This is a genomic window from Terrabacter ginsenosidimutans (assembly GCF_039539425.1).
Lineage (GTDB): Bacteria > Actinomycetota > Actinomycetes > Actinomycetales > Dermatophilaceae > Terrabacter > Terrabacter ginsenosidimutans.
In genome coordinates this window covers 154,817-171,485 of sequence record NZ_BAABDC010000004.1, presented here as the reverse complement: position 1 = coordinate 171,485, position 16,669 = coordinate 154,817, and the positions used below count along the sequence as shown (strand labels likewise).

12 protein-coding genes are annotated in these 16,669 nt (G+C 71.4%); 3 read left to right on the top strand and 9 right to left on the bottom strand.

The window, feature by feature from the left end; all coding sequences use genetic code 11:
* Positions 1-109 precede the first annotated feature (109 nt).
* The 7 genes from gap to uvrA all read right to left on the bottom strand — a co-directional run bounded on the left by gap (position 110) and on the right by uvrA (position 10,118).
* A complete protein-coding gene (gene gap / locus ABD831_RS13580) occupies positions 110-1,114 on the bottom strand; it encodes a type I glyceraldehyde-3-phosphate dehydrogenase (RefSeq protein ID WP_142178152.1) in 1,005 nt (334 codons plus the stop codon).
* Between the two features lie 235 nt (positions 1,115-1,349).
* Positions 1,350-2,330: a DNA-binding protein WhiA gene (whiA, locus tag ABD831_RS13575; RefSeq protein ID WP_142178154.1), complete on the bottom strand. Its 981-nt coding sequence runs from the start codon at positions 2,328-2,330 to the stop codon at positions 1,350-1,352.
* Positions 2,331-2,403: 73 nt separating this feature from the next.
* Positions 2,404-3,369, bottom strand: a complete 966-nt coding sequence (locus tag ABD831_RS13570) for a gluconeogenesis factor YvcK family protein (RefSeq protein WP_344947373.1) — start codon at positions 3,367-3,369, stop codon at positions 2,404-2,406.
* A 14-nt stretch (positions 3,370-3,383) separates the two neighbouring features.
* Entirely contained in the window at positions 3,384-4,301 is a 918-nt protein-coding gene (gene rapZ, locus ABD831_RS13565) for an RNase adapter RapZ (RefSeq protein WP_344947371.1), read from the bottom strand.
* Entirely contained in the window at positions 4,298-6,346 is a 2,049-nt protein-coding gene (uvrC, locus tag ABD831_RS13560) for an excinuclease ABC subunit UvrC (RefSeq protein WP_344947369.1), read from the bottom strand. The genes rapZ and uvrC overlap by 4 nt, the downstream gene beginning before the upstream one ends.
* A 65-nt stretch (positions 6,347-6,411) precedes the next feature.
* Complete coding sequence (locus ABD831_RS13555; RefSeq protein WP_344947366.1) at positions 6,412-6,978, bottom strand: Rieske (2Fe-2S) protein; 567 nt, start codon at positions 6,976-6,978, stop codon at positions 6,412-6,414.
* Positions 6,975-10,118 (bottom strand): excinuclease ABC subunit UvrA, encoded by a 3,144-nt coding sequence (gene uvrA / locus ABD831_RS13550; protein ID WP_142178562.1) that lies wholly within the window; start codon positions 10,116-10,118, stop codon positions 6,975-6,977. Before uvrA ends, ABD831_RS13555 begins: the two co-directional genes overlap by 4 nt.
* A 162-nt stretch (positions 10,119-10,280) precedes the next feature.
* Here uvrA and ABD831_RS13545 point away from each other — a divergent pair, with 162 nt between their 5' ends.
* Genes ABD831_RS13545 through ABD831_RS13535 form a run of 3 tightly spaced genes read left to right on the top strand, consistent with a single transcriptional unit; the run spans position 10,281 to position 13,470 of the window.
* Complete coding sequence (locus ABD831_RS13545; RefSeq protein ID WP_344947364.1) at positions 10,281-12,104, top strand: glycoside hydrolase family 15 protein; 1,824 nt, start codon at positions 10,281-10,283, stop codon at positions 12,102-12,104.
* On the top strand, positions 12,091-12,792 hold the full coding sequence (locus ABD831_RS13540; protein ID WP_344947361.1) for a maleylpyruvate isomerase family mycothiol-dependent enzyme: 702 nt from the start codon (positions 12,091-12,093) through the stop codon (positions 12,790-12,792). Before ABD831_RS13545 ends, ABD831_RS13540 begins: the two co-directional genes overlap by 14 nt.
* Positions 12,793-12,795: 3 nt before the next feature.
* Positions 12,796-13,470 (top strand): MBL fold metallo-hydrolase, encoded by a 675-nt coding sequence (locus ABD831_RS13535; RefSeq protein ID WP_344947358.1) that lies wholly within the window; start codon positions 12,796-12,798, stop codon positions 13,468-13,470.
* A gap of 74 nt (positions 13,471-13,544) precedes the next feature.
* On the opposite strand, the gene ABD831_RS13530 is transcribed toward ABD831_RS13535, so the two are convergent.
* Together ABD831_RS13530 and ABD831_RS13525 are read right to left on the bottom strand one after the other, a co-directional pair.
* A complete protein-coding gene (locus ABD831_RS13530) occupies positions 13,545-14,948 on the bottom strand; it encodes a sensor histidine kinase (RefSeq protein ID WP_344947356.1) in 1,404 nt (467 codons plus the stop codon).
* Between the two features lie 24 nt (positions 14,949-14,972).
* Positions 14,973-16,631 carry an NAD(P)/FAD-dependent oxidoreductase gene (locus ABD831_RS13525; RefSeq protein ID WP_344947354.1) on the bottom strand — a complete coding sequence of 553 codons (1,659 nt, stop codon included), beginning with the start codon at positions 16,629-16,631 and terminating at the stop codon, positions 14,973-14,975.
* Positions 16,632-16,669 lie beyond the last annotated feature (38 nt).

Sequence of the window (16,669 nt, the reverse complement as noted above, 5' to 3'; positions counted from 1 at the left end):
ATGCCTCTTCGTCAGTTGGCGGTGCCGGACGGCACCGGGAGCACGGGTGACATGGATACGGCCACCGCCCCTGGTGCTCCGAGGAGCGCCGAGGGCGGTGGCCGGGTGGTCAGAGGGACGTGCCGACGAGCGCGACGAGGTCGACGAGGCGGTTGGAGTAGCCCCACTCGTTGTCGTACCAGCCGACGACCTTGACCTGGTTGCCGATGACCTTGGTGAGGCCGGCGTCGAAGATGCACGAGGCGGGGTCGGTCTCGATGTCCTTGGAGACGATCTCGTCCTCGGTGTAGACGAGGTAGCCCTTCATCGGGCCCTCGGCGGCGGCCTTGACGGCGGCGTTGACCTCCTCGACCGTGGTCTCACGGCCTGCTTCGAACGTCAGGTCGGTGGCCGAGCCGGTCGGCACGGGGACGCGGAGCGCGTAGCCGTCGAGCCTGCCCTTGAGCTCCGGCAGCACGAGCGCGACGGCCTTGGCGGCGCCGGTCGTCGTCGGGACGATGTTGAGCGCGGCGGCACGGGCGCGGCGGAGGTCCTTGTGCGGGGCGTCCTGCAGGTTCTGGTCCTGCGTGTAGGCGTGGATCGTCGTCATGAGGCCCTTGACGATGCCGAACTCGTCGTTGAGCGCCTTCGCCATCGGGGCGAGGCAGTTGGTGGTGCACGAGGCGTTGGAGATGACCGTGTGCTTGTCGGCGTCGTAGAGGTCGTGGTTGACGCCCATCACGATGGTGATGTCCTCGTTCTTGGCGGGGGCCGAGATGATGACCTTCTTGGCGCCGCCGTCGATGTGGGCCTTGGCCTTCTGCGCGTCGGTGAAGAAGCCCGTGGACTCGACGATGACGTCGGCGCCGACACCGGCCCAGTCGATGTTGGCGGGGTCGCGCTCCTCGAAGACACGGATGGACTTGCCGTCCACGATGATCGACGTGTCGTCGTAGGAGACCTCGCCGGGGAAGCGACCCAGGATCGAGTCGTACTTGAGCAGGTGGGCGAGGGTCTTGTTGTCCATGAGGTCGTTGGTGGCCACGACCTCGATGTCGGCTCCGGACGCCACGATGGCGCGGAAGAAGTTGCGGCCGATGCGGCCAAAGCCGTTGATACCAACGCGAACGGTCACTGCTGTGCACCTCTTCGGTGAGACTGTTTCGGACGGAAAAGCCAGACCTCGGGCCGCCCCGTTGCGACCGTGATCACATCCACCCTAGTGCGTCGATGCCGGCGGGGACTCGGCAGTCTCAGGGCTGGGTGAGCACGCGCTCAGCACGCTGTGGGCACACGTTGGGCACACGTTGGGCACACCTCGGGCACGGACGCGGCGCCCGAAGGCGCCGCCTGGGGAGGGTGTGACCGGCTCAGCTCTCGAGCATGTCGGCCGTGAGGTTCGCGTCGGTGCCGGCGACACCGAGCTCCTCGGCGCGCTTGTCGGCCATGGCGAGCAGCCGCCGGATGCGGCCGGCGACGGCGTCCTTGGTCATCGGGGGCTTGGCCAGCTGGCCGAGCTCCTCGAGGCTCGCCTGCTTGTGCTCGAGGCGCAGCACACCGGCCTCGCGCAGGTGGTCCGGGATGTCCTCGCCGAGCAGCTCCATGGCCCGCTCGACGCGAGCCCCTGCGGCCACGGCGGCCCGCGCGGAGCGGCGCAGGTTGGCGTCGTCGAAGTTGGCCAGGCGGTTGGCGGTCGCCCGGACCTCGCGTCGCATGCGACGCTCCTCCCAGGCCATCACGGCGTCGTGGGCGCCCAGGCGGGTCAGCATCGCCCCGATGGCGTCACCGTCGCGGATGACGACGCGGTCGACGCCCCGGACCTCACGGGCCTTGGACTGGATGCCCAGACGTCGCGCGGCACCGACGAGGGCGAGCGCGGCCTCCGGTCCGGGGCAGGTCACCTCGAGGGCCGACGAGCGTCCCGGCTCGGTGAGCGAACCATGAGCCAGGAAGGCCCCGCGCCACGCCGCCTCGGAGTCGCACGTCGCAGCACTGACGACCTTGGGCGGGAGGCCACGCACTGGCCGCCCCCGGGTGTCGATGAGCCCGGTCTGGCGGGCGAGGGTCGCGCCCTCCTCGACGACGCGGACGACGTAGCGCGAGCCACGTCGCAGCCCGCCCGCCGCGAGGACGAGCATGTCGCTCTTGTGGCCGTACACCTCGGCGATGTTGCGGCGCAGGCGTCGGGCGGCGTTCGCGGTGTCGAGCTCGGCCTCGACGACGATCTGTCCCCCGATGATGTGCAGGCCACCGGCGAAGCGGAGCATCGTGGAGACCTCGGCCTTGCGACAGCAGGGCTTGGTCACCTCGAGGCGTGAGAGCTCGTCCTTCACCTTCGCTGTCATGGCCATGGGCGACATCCTGCCACCCCGATCAAGCACCCTCGTCCGGCAGGTCCGGACGAGGGTGCAACGGCGGGCGCCCTCACGAGATGACGTCGCGGAGTGCGGCCGCGAGCCGCAGCGGGTCGTGGACACCCGGCTCGCGCCTCGCAGCCACCGGCGCGATGACGAGCTCGGCCCCGAGCTCGGCTGCGGCAGCGCGCAGCGACGCACCGTCGGGGACGACGCTGGGGTCGGCGAGCACGACGTCGAGGCGGAGGTCGGGGGCGTTGGCCGCGAAGGAGGCCAGGTGGTCCTCCGCCCGGAAGTCGCGGGTCTCCCCCATGTGCACCTCGAGGTTGAGGTTGAGCAGGCGCTTGGCCGGTGTCGTGACGAGGGCGTCGGCGAGGGCCGGGACGAGCAGGTGCGGCATGACGGAGGTGAACCACGAGCCGGGGCCCAACATCACCCAGTCCGCCTCGCGCACGGCGGTCAGGGCCTCGTGGCACGGCTCGGGGCAGGTCGGGACGATGCCGATCGAGGACACGATGCCGGGGGACGATGCCACCCGGTGCTGCCCGCGGACCTCGACCGTCTCATCGGGGCGTGCGGGGTCGTGGCCGCGGATCTCGGCGACGATCTCGAGCGGCTCGGCGGCCATCGGCAGCACCCGGCCCCGCGCACCGAGGAGCCGGCCGACGAGGTCGAGGCCCTGGACGGTGTCCCCGAGCAGCTCCCAGATCGAGACGATCATGAGGTTGCCGAGCGCATGCCCCTTCAGGTCGCCCGTACCGGCGAAGCGGTGCTGCAGCACGTCGCGCCAGGTGTGTCCCCAGTCGCTGTCGTCGCACAGCGCCGACAACGCCATGCGCAGGTCGCCCGGCGGGAGCACGTCGAACTCCTCGCGCAGCCGCCCGCTCGATCCGCCGTCGTCGGCGACCGTCACGACCGCCGTGACGTTGTCGGTGAGCAGCCGCAGGGCAGTCAGGGCCGCGGCGAGTCCGTGCCCTCCGCCGAGGGCCACGATGCGGCGGTGAGAAGAGCCGAGGGGCAGGCGAGCAGGCGTCACGGACGGGTTCCCCGTCACTCCCGGCCCAGGTCTCGGTGGACGACGAAGGTGTCGACCCGGTCGCGTCCGCCGAGCCGCTCGCTCAGCGCCTCGGCGATCGCCACGGACCGGTGCTTGCCGCCCGTGCACCCGACGGCGACGGTGACGTAGCGCCTGCCCTCGCGGACGTAGCCGTCGATCATCGTGTCGAGCAGGCTGCCCGCGCGGTCGAGGAAGTCGTCGGCGCCCTCCTGCCGCATGACGAACTCGCTGACCGGCGTGTCACGTCCGGTCAGTGACCGCAGCTCGGGCACCCAGTAGGGGTTGGGCAGGAAGCGCATGTCGAAGACGACGTCGGCGTCGAGAGGCAGGCCGTACTTGAACCCGAACGACATGACGGCGATGCGCAGCTGGACGCGTCGGTCACCGGCGAAGAGCGAGGAGAGCTTGGCGCTCAGCTGGTGCACGTTGAGGCCCGAGCTGTCGATGACGACGTCGGCGGAGGACCGCAGGTCGAGGAGCAGCTCGCGCTCCCGCTGGATCCCGTCGAGGAGCCGGCCGTCGGCCTGGAGCGGGTGGGGTCGGCGCACGCTCTCGAAACGGCGCACGAGCGCCTCATCCGTCGCATCGAGGAAGACGAGACTGGGCCGCTCCCCGCGCTCACGGGCAGCGCCGATCGCGCCCTCGAGCTGGGCGAACCAGCCGCGCGAGCGCACGTCGACGACGACCGCGACCTGCTGGAGGTGCTCCGCGGGGTGCTGGGCGCGAGCCTCGTCGCGCAGCTCGGCGAGATGGGTGAGCAGCTGGGGCGGCAGGTTGTCGACGACGAGCCACCCGAGGTCCTCGAGCACGTTGGCGGTCGTGCTGCGCCCGGCCCCGCTCATCCCGGTGACGATGACGATCGGGGCGTCGGCCAGGGGCGTCTGCGGGGTTCGCCTGCTGTCGGCGGTCATTCGAGCACTTCTCCCGTCGTGAGGTTCACGGCTGGCTGCTGCGGTGTGCCCTCAGCCAAGTGGCTGACAACGGCCGACGCAAGCGACCGGCCGAAGCCGGGTACGGACATGATGTCCGTTACGTCCGCTGCGCGAAGGCGTTTCACCGAACCGAAATGGCGGAGCAGGGCCTTCTGTCGGCTGGCGCCGAGGCCGGGTATGCCGTCGAGCTGGGAGGTCGTCATGGCCTTGGACCGCCGCTGGCGGTGGAAGGTGATCGCGAAGCGGTGGGCCTCGTCGCGCAGTCGCTGGAGCAGGTATAGGCCCTCGCTGGTGCGCGGGAGGATGACCGGGTGGTCATCGCGGGGCAGCCACACCTCCTCGAGGCGCTTGGCGAGGCCGACGAGGGCGACCTCCTCGATGCCGAGCTCGTCGAGCACCGCCTGTGCCGCGTTGACCTGGGGCAGGCCGCCGTCGACGACGACGAGGCTCGGCGGGTAGGCGAAGCGCCGCGGCCGACCCGTCTCGGGGTCGATCGGCCCGGACGAGGGCGCCTCGTCGTCGTCCGAGACGGCCCGGCCGCCGCCCGGGCCCGAGGGTTCGCCGACGACACCGGTGGACAGGTCGAGGTCACCGGCTCCCTCGGCGTCCTCGAGGTAGCGGCGGAAGCGGCGCGTCAGGACCTCGCGCATCGCGGCGGTGTCGTCGACGGTGACGGGCTCGTCGCCGTCCTCGCCCGAGGTGGCTCCGCGGACGATGAAGCGGCGGTACTCGCTCTTGCGGGCGAGACCGTCCTCGAAGACCACCATGGAGGCGACGACGTTGGTGCCCTGCACGTGGCTGACGTCGTAGCACTCGATGCGCAGCGGCGCGTCGTCGAGACCGAGGTAGTCCTGAAGCTCCTGCAGCGCCTTGCTGCGCAGCGTGAGGTCTCCGGCGCGGGCCACCTTGTGCCGGGCGAGGGACTGGTCGGCGTTGCGTCGCACGGTCTCCATGAGAGTGCGCTTGTCGCCGCGCTGGGGCACCCGCACGCTGACGGCCGAGCCCCGCACCGACGAGAGCCACTCGGTGACGGCCTCGACGTCGGCCGGTTCGGTCGGGACGAGCACCTCGCGCGGGATCGCCTCTCGCTCGGCGTCGCCGTACACCTGCAGGAGCAGGTGCTCGACCAGGGTCGGGAGGTCCTCGCTCTCCTTCTCGACGACCCAGCCACGCTGGCCCCGGATGCGACCACCGCGAACGTGGAAGACCTGCACCGCGGCCTCGAGGTCGTCGTCGGCGAGCGCGAAGACGTCGGCATCGGTGGCGTCGCCGAGAACGACGGCCTGCTTCTCGAGCGCCTTGGTCAGCGCGCCGATGTCGTCGCGCAGACGCGCAGCCTGCTCGAAGTCGAGCTCGGCGGCCGCCTCCTTCATGCGCGTCTCGAGCCGCTTGGCGAAGCGCGTCGTGTTGCCCGCCATGAAGTCGCAGAAGTCCTCGGCGATGGCGCGGTGCTCGTCAGGGGTCACCCGGCCGACGCAGGGGGCCGAGCACTTGTCGATGTAACCGAGCAGGCACGGCCGGCCGCTCGCCGTGGCGCGCTTGAAGACGCCGGCAGAGCAGGTGCGCACCGGGAAGACGCGCAGCAGCAGGTCGAGGGTCTCGCGGATGGCCCACGCGTGGCCGTAGGGCCCGAAGTAGCGCGTGCCCTTGCGCTTGGCCCCGCGCATGACCTGAGCCCGGGGGAACTCCTCGCCCATGGTCACGGCGAGGAAGGGGTAGGACTTGTCGTCGCGGTACTTGACGTTGAAGCGCGGGTCGAACTCCTTGATCCAGGAGTACTCGAGCTGGAGGGCCTCGACCTCGGTGCGCACGACCGTCCACTCGACGGAGGCCGCCGTGGTGACCATCGTCGCGGTGCGGGGGTGCAGCGCCGTGATGTCCTGGAAGTAGGAGGACAGACGCGGCCGGAGCGACTTGGCCTTGCCGACGTAGATGACCCGGCCGTGCGCGTCGCGGAACCGGTAGACGCCCGGGTCGGTCGGGATCTCCCCCGGCTTCGGTCGGTAGGTCCTCGGGTCCGCCACGGTCCCACCCTATGTCGGTGCACCGACGCCGCCGACAGGCCTCCACCCGCCGGGCGCCGGGCCGATCAGCTCACCGTCAGGGTGCTCCCCGTGACCGTGACCTTCTTCGGAGCGAGGGGGCTCGTCGCCGGACCGTTGACCACATCACCCGTCGCGACGTCGAACGCGCTGCCGTGGCAGGGGCAGACGATCTGCTGGCCGACGATGCTCGTGACAGGACACCCCTGGTGCGTGCACGTCGAGTCGAAGGCCTTGAAGCTGCCCGCGGTCGGCTGCGTGACGACGGTCCGGGTGTCGGCGAAGATCTTCCCGCCGCCCACGGGGATCTCGGACGTCGGGATACCGCCTGAGGCAGCCCCCGACGCCGCGCCTGCCGAGTCCCCGCTGGGGGACGCGGCGTCAGAGGAGGTCGGGACGGGTGGGCTGCTGCAGGCTGCCAGGGCTCCGGCGCCGACGACGACGCCGGCGAGCTTGAGGACGCCGCGCCGGTCGGTGAGCACGGCCACGCGCTCGGAGAGCCCGTGGTCAGGGCCGTGGTCAGGGCCGTGGTCCGTCCCGTGGTCGAGGGCGTGGGTGGAGATGCTCGTGTTACCGGTCGGCTCGGTGGCGCCTGAGTGCGTGCCCTCGGTCATGCGTTCCTCTTCCGGGTCGTGGTCGAGGACCTCGTCTTGCTCACGGTGGTGCTCGACGTGGTCTTCTTCGCAGCGGCGGTGGTGGCACCTCCGCGAGCGCGACCGCTCGCCTTCGGTGCCGTCGTCGTCTTCGTGGACGTCGTCGCCTTCACTGTGCGGGAGTTCGTTGTGCTCGCGCCGCCAGATGGCTGGGAGCCCGCCGGACGCGCGGTCTTCTTCGCGCGGGTCCCCGCCGTGCCGCGGGTCGTCGTGCGCGCGGTGCGCTCGAGGATCGGCTTGAGGAACCGGCCGGTGTGGCTGGCGGCCACCTCGGCGACGTGCTCGGGCGTGCCCTCGGCGATGACGGTGCCGCCCCCGGACCCGCCCTCCGGACCCATGTCGATGATCCAGTCGGCGTTCTTGATGACGTCGAGGTTGTGCTCGATGACGATGACCGTGTTGCCCTTGTCGACAAGACCCTGCAGGACGTCGAGGAGCTTGCGGATGTCCTCGAAGTGCAGCCCGGTGGTCGGCTCGTCGAGGACGTAGATGGTGCGTCCGGTAGAGCGCTTCTGCAGCTCGCTGGCGAGCTTGACGCGCTGGGCCTCACCGCCTGACAGGGTCGGCGCCGGCTGCCCCAGGCGCACGTAGCCGAGGCCGACGTCGTTGAGCGTCTTGAGGTGGCGCGCGATTGCGGGGACCGCCTCGAAGAAGGTCGCGGCCTCCTCGATCGGCATGTCGAGCACGTCGGCGATGGTCTTGCCCTTGAAGTGCACCTCGAGCGTCTCGCGGTTGTAGCGGGCGCCGTGGCACACCTCGCACGGCACGTAGACGTCGGGCAGGAAGTTCATCTCGATCTTGATCGTGCCGTCACCGGAGCACGCGTCACAGCGTCCGCCCTTGACGTTGAAGGAGAACCGGCCCGGCTGGTAGCCACGCACCTTCGCCTCGGTGGTCTCGGCGAAGAGCTTGCGCATGTTGTCGAAGACACCGGTGTAGGTCGCGGGGTTCGACCGTGGGGTGCGTCCGATCGGGCTCTGGTCGACGTGGACGACCTTGTCGAGCTGGTCGAGGCCCGTCACGGTCTTGTGGCGGCCGGGTACGTGGCGCGCGCCGTTGAGCTTGTTGGCGAGGACGTTGTAGAGGATGTCGTTCACGAGGGTCGACTTGCCCGAGCCCGAGACCCCGGTGACCGCGACGAGGTTGCCCAGCGGGAAGTTGACCGAGACGTTCTGCAGGTTGTTCTCGCGGGCCCCGCTCACCGTGATCTGGCGTCCGTCGTGACCACGGCGCACGTCGGGCGAGGGGATCTCGCGTCGGCCGGAGAGGTACATGCCGGTCAACGAGTCGGGGTGCTCGAGCAGGCCCTTGACCGGTCCCGAGTGCACGACGTGGCCACCGTGCTCGCCCGCGCCGGGTCCGATGTCGACGACCCAGTCGGCCGTCGCGATCGTGTCCTCGTCGTGCTCGACGACGATGAGGGTGTTGCCGAGATCGCGCAGCCGCGTCAGCGTCTCGATGAGACGGTGGTTGTCGCGCTGGTGCAGACCGATCGAGGGCTCGTCGAGGACGTAGAGGACGCCGACGAGGCCGGAGCCGATCTGGGTCGCGAGCCGGATGCGCTGGGCCTCGCCACCGGAGAGCGTGCCGGCGGGGCGGTCGAGCGAGAGGTAGTCGAGGCCGACGTCGAGGAGGAAGCCGAGGCGGGCGTCGATCTCCTTGATGACGCGCTCGGCGATCTGCTTCTCGCGGGTCGTGAAGTCGACCGTGTCGAGGAACCCGGCGGCGTCGCGGATCGCGAGCCCGCAGACCTCGGAGATGTTCTTGCCGCCGAGCAGGACGGCGAGCGACTCGGGCTTGAGGCGGGCGCCCTTGCAGACCGGGCAGGGCACCTCACGCATGAAGCCCTCGTAGCGGTCGCGGCTCCACTCGGAGTCGGTCTCGGAGTGGCGGCGCTTGATGAACGGGACGACGCCCTCGAAGCCCGTCGTGTAGGAGCGGTCGCGTCCGTAGCGGTTCTTGTACTTGACGTGGACCTTGTAGTTCTGGCCGTGCAGCAGCGCCTCCTTGGCCCGCGCCGGCAGCGCCCGGAACGGGGCGTCCATCGAGAACTTCATGTCCTCGGCGAGCGCGCCCATGACGCGCTGGAAGTACTCGGCCGACCCGGAGCCCTGGGCCCAGGGCGCGATGGCGCCGTCGGCCAGCGACAGGTCGTCGTCGGGCACGACGAGCTCGGGGTCGACCTCCAGCTCGGTGCCGATGCCGGTGCACTCCGGGCACGCGCCGAACGGGGAGTTGAAGGAGAACGACCGCGGCTGGATCTCGTCCATGCCGAGCGGGTGGTTGTTGGGGCACGCCATCTTCTCGGAGAAGCGGCGCTCGCGCTCCTTGTCCTTGGCGTCCCGGTCGACGAAGTCGATGATGACGACACCGCCGGCGAGGCCGAGGGCGGTCTCGACGGAGTCGGTGAGGCGGCGCTTGGACCCGGAGTCGTCGCCCTTGGCCACGAGCCGGTCGACGACGACCTCGATCGTGTGCTTCTTCTGCTTCTCCAGGGCGGGGGGCTCGGTGAGCGAGACGACCTCGCCGTCGACCCGCGCCCGGGAGAAGCCCTTGGTCTGCAGCTCTGCGAAGAGGTCGACGAACTCCCCCTTGCGGCCCTGGACGACGGGAGCGAGCACCTGGAAGCGCGTGCGGTCCTCGAGCGTCAGCAGCTGGTCGACGATCTGCTGCGGGGACTGCCGGGTGACCGGTTCGTGGCAGACCGGGCAGTGCGGCCGTCCGGCGCGGGCGAAGAGCAGGCGGAGGTAGTCGTAGACCTCGGTGATGGTGCCGACCGTCGAGCGTGGGTTGCGGTTGGTCGACTTCTGGTCGATCGAGACCGCGGGCGAGAGTCCCTCGATGAAGTCGACGTCGGGCTTGTCCATCTGCCCGAGGAACTGCCGGGCGTAGGCCGAGAGCGACTCGACGTAGCGCCGCTGCCCCTCCGCGAAGATCGTGTCGAACGCGAGGCTCGACTTGCCCGACCCGGACAGCCCCGTGAAGACGATGAGGCTGTCTCGGGGGAGGTCGACGGACACGTCGCGCAGGTTGTGCTCGCGCGCGCCGCGGACGACGAGGGAATGGGCGTTGCCGGTGGGCGTAGCAGTCACGCGCATCATGCTAGGTCGGGTCACCGACAGTCCCCTCATCGGCGGCTCGAGGTTGGACACGCCCGCTCCCCGTCGTCGCCCGTCACAGCGCTTCCACAGCACGTCCACGGCCCGTCCGGCGACGCCGGGGCGACAGGAGCGCCCGACCCGGTGGGACGGCATACTCGCCTCATGAGCGAGCACGTGCCCACGCCGATCGAGGACTACGCCGTGCTCGGCGACCTCGGCACCGCCGCCCTCGTCAGCCGTCGCGGCTCGGTCGACTGGCTGTGCCTGCCCCGGTTCGACTCCCGTGCCTGCTTCTCGGCGCTGCTCGGCACGCCCGAGCACGGCCGGTGGCTCATCGCCCCTGCCGACCCCGACGCCGTCACCACGCGGCGCTACGTCGGCAACTCGTTCGTGCTCGAGACGATCCACGAGACCTCGACCGGGCGGGTCCGCGTCACCGACCTCATGCCGCTCGGTGACGGCCGCTCGGACCTGCTGCGCCGCATCGAGGGCCTCGAGGGCACGGTCCGGATGGTCCACGAGTGGACGGTGCGCTTCAACTACGGCCGGACCCGCCCGTGGGTGGCGCGCCACACCGACGACCGCGAGGACCGCACCGACGAGATCATCACGGCCATCGCCGGCCCCGACATGCTCGTGCTGCGCGGCGCCCGGCTCCCCCACGCCCGGGACGGTCACCACGTCGACGAGTTCGACGTCTCCGCGGGCGAGACCTTCACCTTCTCGACGACGTGGTTCCGCAGCCACGACGAGATCCCGCCGCCGCTGCGCGTGCGCGCCCGCATCCGCGAGACGATCGCACGCAGCGAGGGGTACGCGGCCCGCAGCGACTACGTCGGCCCATATGCCGAGGCCGTGACGCGCTCCCTCCTCGTGCTGCGGGGGCTGACGCACGAGCAGACCGGCGGCATCGTGGCGGCGGCGACGACCTCCCTCCCCGAGGAGTTCGGCGGCGAGCGCAACTGGGACTACCGCTTCTGCTGGCTGCGCGACGCCGCCCTGACGCTCGAGGCGCTGCTCGGCTGCGGCTACGTCGAGGAGACCGCGCTGTGGCGCGACTGGCTGCTGCGCGCCGTCGCCGGCGACCCCGAGGACATGCAGATCATGTACCGCGTCGACGGCGGGCGTGACCTGCCCGAGCGGGTCCTCGAGCACCTGCCCGGGTATGCCGCGTCGCGCCCCGTGCGCGTCGGCAACGCCGCCGTCGACCAGCGCCAGACCGACGTGCTCGGCGAGGTCCTCATCTCCCTCGACCACGCGCGGTCGAGGGGACTCGAGGAGACCGACGACTCGTGGCACCTGCAGCGTGCCCTCGTCAACCACCTCGCGGAGCACTGGGAGGAGGCCGACAACGGTCTCTGGGAGATCCGCGGCCCGCTCCGCCACTTCACGCACTCCCGCGCCATGGTGTGGGCGGCGTTCGACCGCGCCATCCGCGCGGTCGAGCAGCATGGCCTCGACGGACCCGTCGAGCACTGGCGCGAGCTGCGCGACCAGGTGCGTGAGGAGGTCCTGACCAAGGGTTTCGACCCCGGGCGCAACACCTTCGTCCAGCACTACGACACGACGGAGGTCGACGCGTCGCTGCTGACGCTGTCGTCCATCGGGCTCGTCGACGGCGACGACCCGCGGATGCTCGGCACGATCGCGGCGGTCGAGTCGGACCTCATGCGTGAGGGACTCGTCATGCGCTACCGCACCGACACCGGCGTCGACGGCCTCTCCGGCGACGAGCACCCCTTCCTCGCGTGCTCCTTCTGGCTCGTGACCGCCTACGCCAGGGCGGGTATGACGACGGAGGCCACCGAGCTGATGGACAGGCTCGTGGGCCTGACCAACGACGTGGGTCTGCTGTCCGAGGAGTACGACCCGATCGGGAAGCGCATGGTGGGCAACTTCCCCCAGGCCTTCTCGCACCTGACACTCGTCGGCGCGGCACTGGCGCTGGCGAAGGCGACCGGAGAGGCGACGCATGAGGCACGCTGACGTGACACCGGCCCTCGTGGCCGCCGAGACCGACCGCCTCGTCTCGACGGCGGCCTCCTTCCGCAACGAGGCGGTCCTCGCGCCGTCACTGTGCGAGGGCTGGTCGCGCGGTCACGTGCTGTCGCACCTCGCCCGCAACGCCGACGCCCTCGTCCGGGTGTGCGACGTGGCCCTGACCGGGCAGCCCGACACGATGTACGACGACGTCGCGTCGCGCGACGCCGACATCGACCGTGGTGCCAGGCGCGCGGCGCACGACCAGGCCACCGACATCCGCGACAGCGCAGCACGGCTCCAGGAGCGGCTCGAGGCCCTGCGCCCGGAGCATGCCGACGTCCGCGTCGAGCGGACCCCGGGTGGCTTCCCCATCGCGGTGGGCATGGTGGCGTTCATGCGGCTGCGCGAGGTCGTCTTCCACCACGTCGACCTCGACGCGGGCTACTCGTTCGAGAGTGCGCCGGCGGAGGTCGTGTCCCTCTTCCTGCGCGACGCCGCAAACCGCCTCGTGCACGCCGACACGCCCCCGTCGCTGCACATCGTCACCGACGAGGGCGACGAGCACGTCGTCGGCGAGGGCGCGTCGCGAGTGACGGGCGCCGCGGCGCACGTGCTGCTCTGGCTCGCCCGCGGCCGCACCGACGGCGTCCGCTTCGACGGGCCCGTCCCCACCCTTCCCTTCGGAGGCTGACCCATGACGCACCACGACACCTACACCGGCCACGTCACCCGGGGCGGCCCTGCGGGCGTCCGCGAGCTGCCGGACCTGACCATCCGCAAGCTCGAGGTGGGCGGGTTCGGCAACAACGCCTACCTCCTGACCTGCCGCGCCACGGGTGCGCAGCTGCTCGTCGACGCGGCCGCCGAGCCCGGCCGACTGCTCGAGCTCGTCGCTGCCGGCGGCGCGGGGCTCGACACCGTCGTCACCACCCACCAGCACCACGACCACGTCGGCGGGCTCGGCGCGGTCGTCGCCGCGACCGGTGCCCGCACCGTCGCCGGAGCCGACGACGCCGATGCACTGCCCGTGCCGGTCGACGAGCGCGTCCACCAGGGCGACACGGTCACGGTCGGGGACGTCACCCTCGACGTCGTCCACCTGCGGGGGCACACGCCCGGCTCCATCGCCCTCGCCTACGCCGACCCGGCGGGCCACACCCACCTCTTCACGGGCGACAGCCTCTTCCCCGGCGGCGTCGGCAACACGAAGAACCCGGGCCAGAGCTTCGACACCCTGATCGACGACGTCACGACCCGTGTCTTCGACGTCTACGACGACGACACGTGGTTCTACCCCGGGCACGGCGACGACTCGACCCTCGGCGCCGAGCGGCCGCACCTCGGCGAGTGGCGCGCCCGCGGCTGGTGACCACCTGAGCCGACGGGACGGCATACGTCCTCGGTGACGACACGATGGCGGATGCCGTGCGGCCCGACCCGTCGTCAGGATGCCGGCACGTGGGGAGCCTTGACGGGCAAGCGAACCCGCAGACGTGTGTCACCCGACTGCGACTCGATCTCGACCGATCCGCCATGGCGCTCGACGACGATGCGGCGGGCGATGTCCAGGCCGAGCCCGGTGCCGCGGCCGACGTCCTTCGTCGTGTAGAAGGCCTCGAAGGCCCGCTGCTGCACGTCGGGACTCATGCCGGCCCCCGTGTCTCTGATCTCGATGACCACGGCGTCCCCGTCCCGTCGGGTGCTCACCGTCAGGGTGCCCACACCGTCCATCGCGTCGACGGCGTTGTCGACGAGGTTGGTCCACACCTGGTTGAGCTCACCGGGCATGCCGTCCACGACGGGCACGTCGCTCCCCCAGTCGCGCACGACCGTGACGCCGGGACGCAGCCGCGGCCCCATGACGAGCAGGGTGCTCTCGAGTCCCTCACGGACGTCGACGCGCTGGTGGGACGCGCGGTCCATCTGTGAGTAGGACTTGATGCCCGCGACGAGCTCGGAGACGCGGCGCGTGGACTCGCGGACCTCGGCGAGCAGCGAGGACACGTCGATGGTGCGCGCGACCCAGCCGAGCGAGGCGGCCAGCCCGTCGCCCGGGCTCGCAGCGGCGGCACGGGCGACCCAGTCGACGTCCGCGCCGGCCGAGACGAGGGAGGCCGCGAGCTCCCAGGGACGCCCGATGCCGGCCCGGTCCAGCCACTCACCCAGCTCCTCCTCCCGGTCTGCCGTCTCGAGGGGGTCGGGAAGGACGATCGGCGCCTCGAGCTCGCGGCGGAGCCCATCTAGCTGTTCGAACTGCGTCGCGGTGAGGCCGCTCGAGGCCATCTGTCGCAGCGCGTCGAGCAGTCCGCCGCAGGCGCGCTCGAGCTCCGCCGCCGAGCGTGCTGCGGCGGCGGCAGGGTTGTTGATCTCGTGCGCCAGACCGGCGGCGAGCGTCCCCAAGGTCACGAGCGCGCTGCGCTGGCGGGCTGTCGCCTCGATCGAGCGCGCCGTGCCGTAGAGGCCCGCGACGAGGTGCGCGGCGAAGGGGAACCAGACGTTGGCCAGCTCGTGGAGACGCTCGGCCGGGACGCGCAGCAGACGGCCAGGCGTGACACCCCGCGCCGTCGCGAGGTAGACGCCGTGCTCGTCCCACGCCCGGAAGCCACCCGCCCACCGCCCGGGCACGTCCATCCGGCCGACCACGACATCCTCCCGGCCGACGTGTCGCGAGAGGTCGAGCGTCCCGTCGACGACGACCCACCAGTGGTCGGCCCGGTCGCCCTCGAGCCACATCACCTCTCCGGGCACGATCGCGACCTCGTCGCCCGCCTCCAGCAGCTCCTCCAGCTGGTCGTCGCGCAGGCCGTCGAAGAGCGGCACCGTCCGGAGGTCGGAGAGCTCGAGCATCGCGGGGTCCCGTCTGTGCGGCCGTCAGATCGTGGCGAGGTAGCGGTGGACGAAGTAGACCGACATCGAGCCCTCGCCGACCGCCGAGGCGACGCGCTTCATCGAGTCCGACCGCACGTCTCCGGCGGCGAAGACACCGGGCAGGCTCGTCTCCAGGGCGAACGGCGGTCGGGCGAGCGTCCATCCGTGGGCGTGCGGACCGGTCACCAGGTCGTGCCCGGTGACGACGAAGCCGTGCTCGTCGCGCACGACCTCTGCACCGAGCCAGTCCGTCCGCGGTGTCGCGCCGATGTAGACGAAGAGCCACGCGGCCGGCACCTTCGTCGTGGCGCCGATGTGCCGGTCGGCGAGCGTCAGGCGCTCGAGGTGGCCGTCCCCGTTCGCGCCGACCACCTCGGTGCGGCACAGCACCCGGATCCGCTCGTCGCCGCGGATCCGCTCGACGAGGTACTGCGACATGCCCGCCTCGAGGGACTCACCACGGACGACGAGGGTGACGCGCTTCGCGTGGCGGGCGAGGTTGAGGACCGCCTGGCCTGCGGAGTTGGCCGCGCCGACGACGTAGACCTCCTCGCCGGCGCAGGCAGCGGCCTGGGCCGCGTTGGAGCCGTACTGCACGCCGCGGCCGACGAGCGCGTCGATGCCGCGTGCCTCCAGCCGCCGGTACGAGACTCCGGTCGCCAGCACGACGCTGCGCGCCTCGATGTCGTCGGCGCCGTCGAGGACGACCGCCCGGGCCGGGCCCCTCGCCTCGAGGGCGACGACGTCACGGGCGAGCACCATCTCGGCCCCGAACCGGCGGGCCTGGGCGATGGCGCGCTGGGCGAGGTCGGCGCCGGACAGCCCCCGCGGGAAGCCCAGGTAGTTCTCGATCGCCGCGCTCTGCCCCGCCTGCCCACCAGGGGCGTCGTGCTCGACGACGACGGTGCTCAGTCCCTCGGACGCGGCGTAGACGGCGGCGGCGAGCCCGGCCGGGCCGCCCCCCACGATGCACAGGTCGTAGAGGTCCCGCTCGGCGCGGGTCCGCAAACCGAGGGCCGTCGCGACGGCGACCGGTGTCGGGGCGCGCAGCGTCTCCCCGTCCGGGACGAGCACGAGCGGGAGGTCCTCCGGCTGCGCTCCCGCGAGGTCCCGCAGACGCGCCCCCTCCTCGTCACGCTCGACGTCGAGCCAGACGTAGGGCACGTGGTTGTTGGCGAGGAAGGTCTTGACGACGTGACTTCCCTCGGACCACCGGTGACCGACGACGCGGACGTCGTTGCCCTGCTCGGGATGGGCGTTGTGCCAGTCGGCGAGCAGGTCGTCGACGACGGGGTAGAGCCGGTCCTCGGGCGGGTCCCACGGCTTCAGGAGGTAGTGGTCGAGCCCGATGTCGTTGATCGCCGAGATCGCGACGTCGGTGTCGGCGTACGCCGTGAGCAGGAGCAGCTTCGCGTCCGGCACGTCGGCGCGGACCCGCGACAGCAGCTCGATGCCGGTCATGGCCGGCATGCGCTGGTCCGAGGCGACGAGGGCCAGCGGCTGGCCGCGCAGGAGCAGGCGTGCGACGAGGTCGAGCGCCTCGGCACCGGAGGACGCGCGCAGGACGCGGTGCTCGTCTCCGTAGCGGGCGCGCAGGTCCCTCGCGATCGCAGCCGAGACCGGCGCGTCGTCGTCCACGGTGATGATCGCGGGCCTGGCCACCGCCTCAGCCTACGAGCGGGACCCGTCGCCGCGCGGGC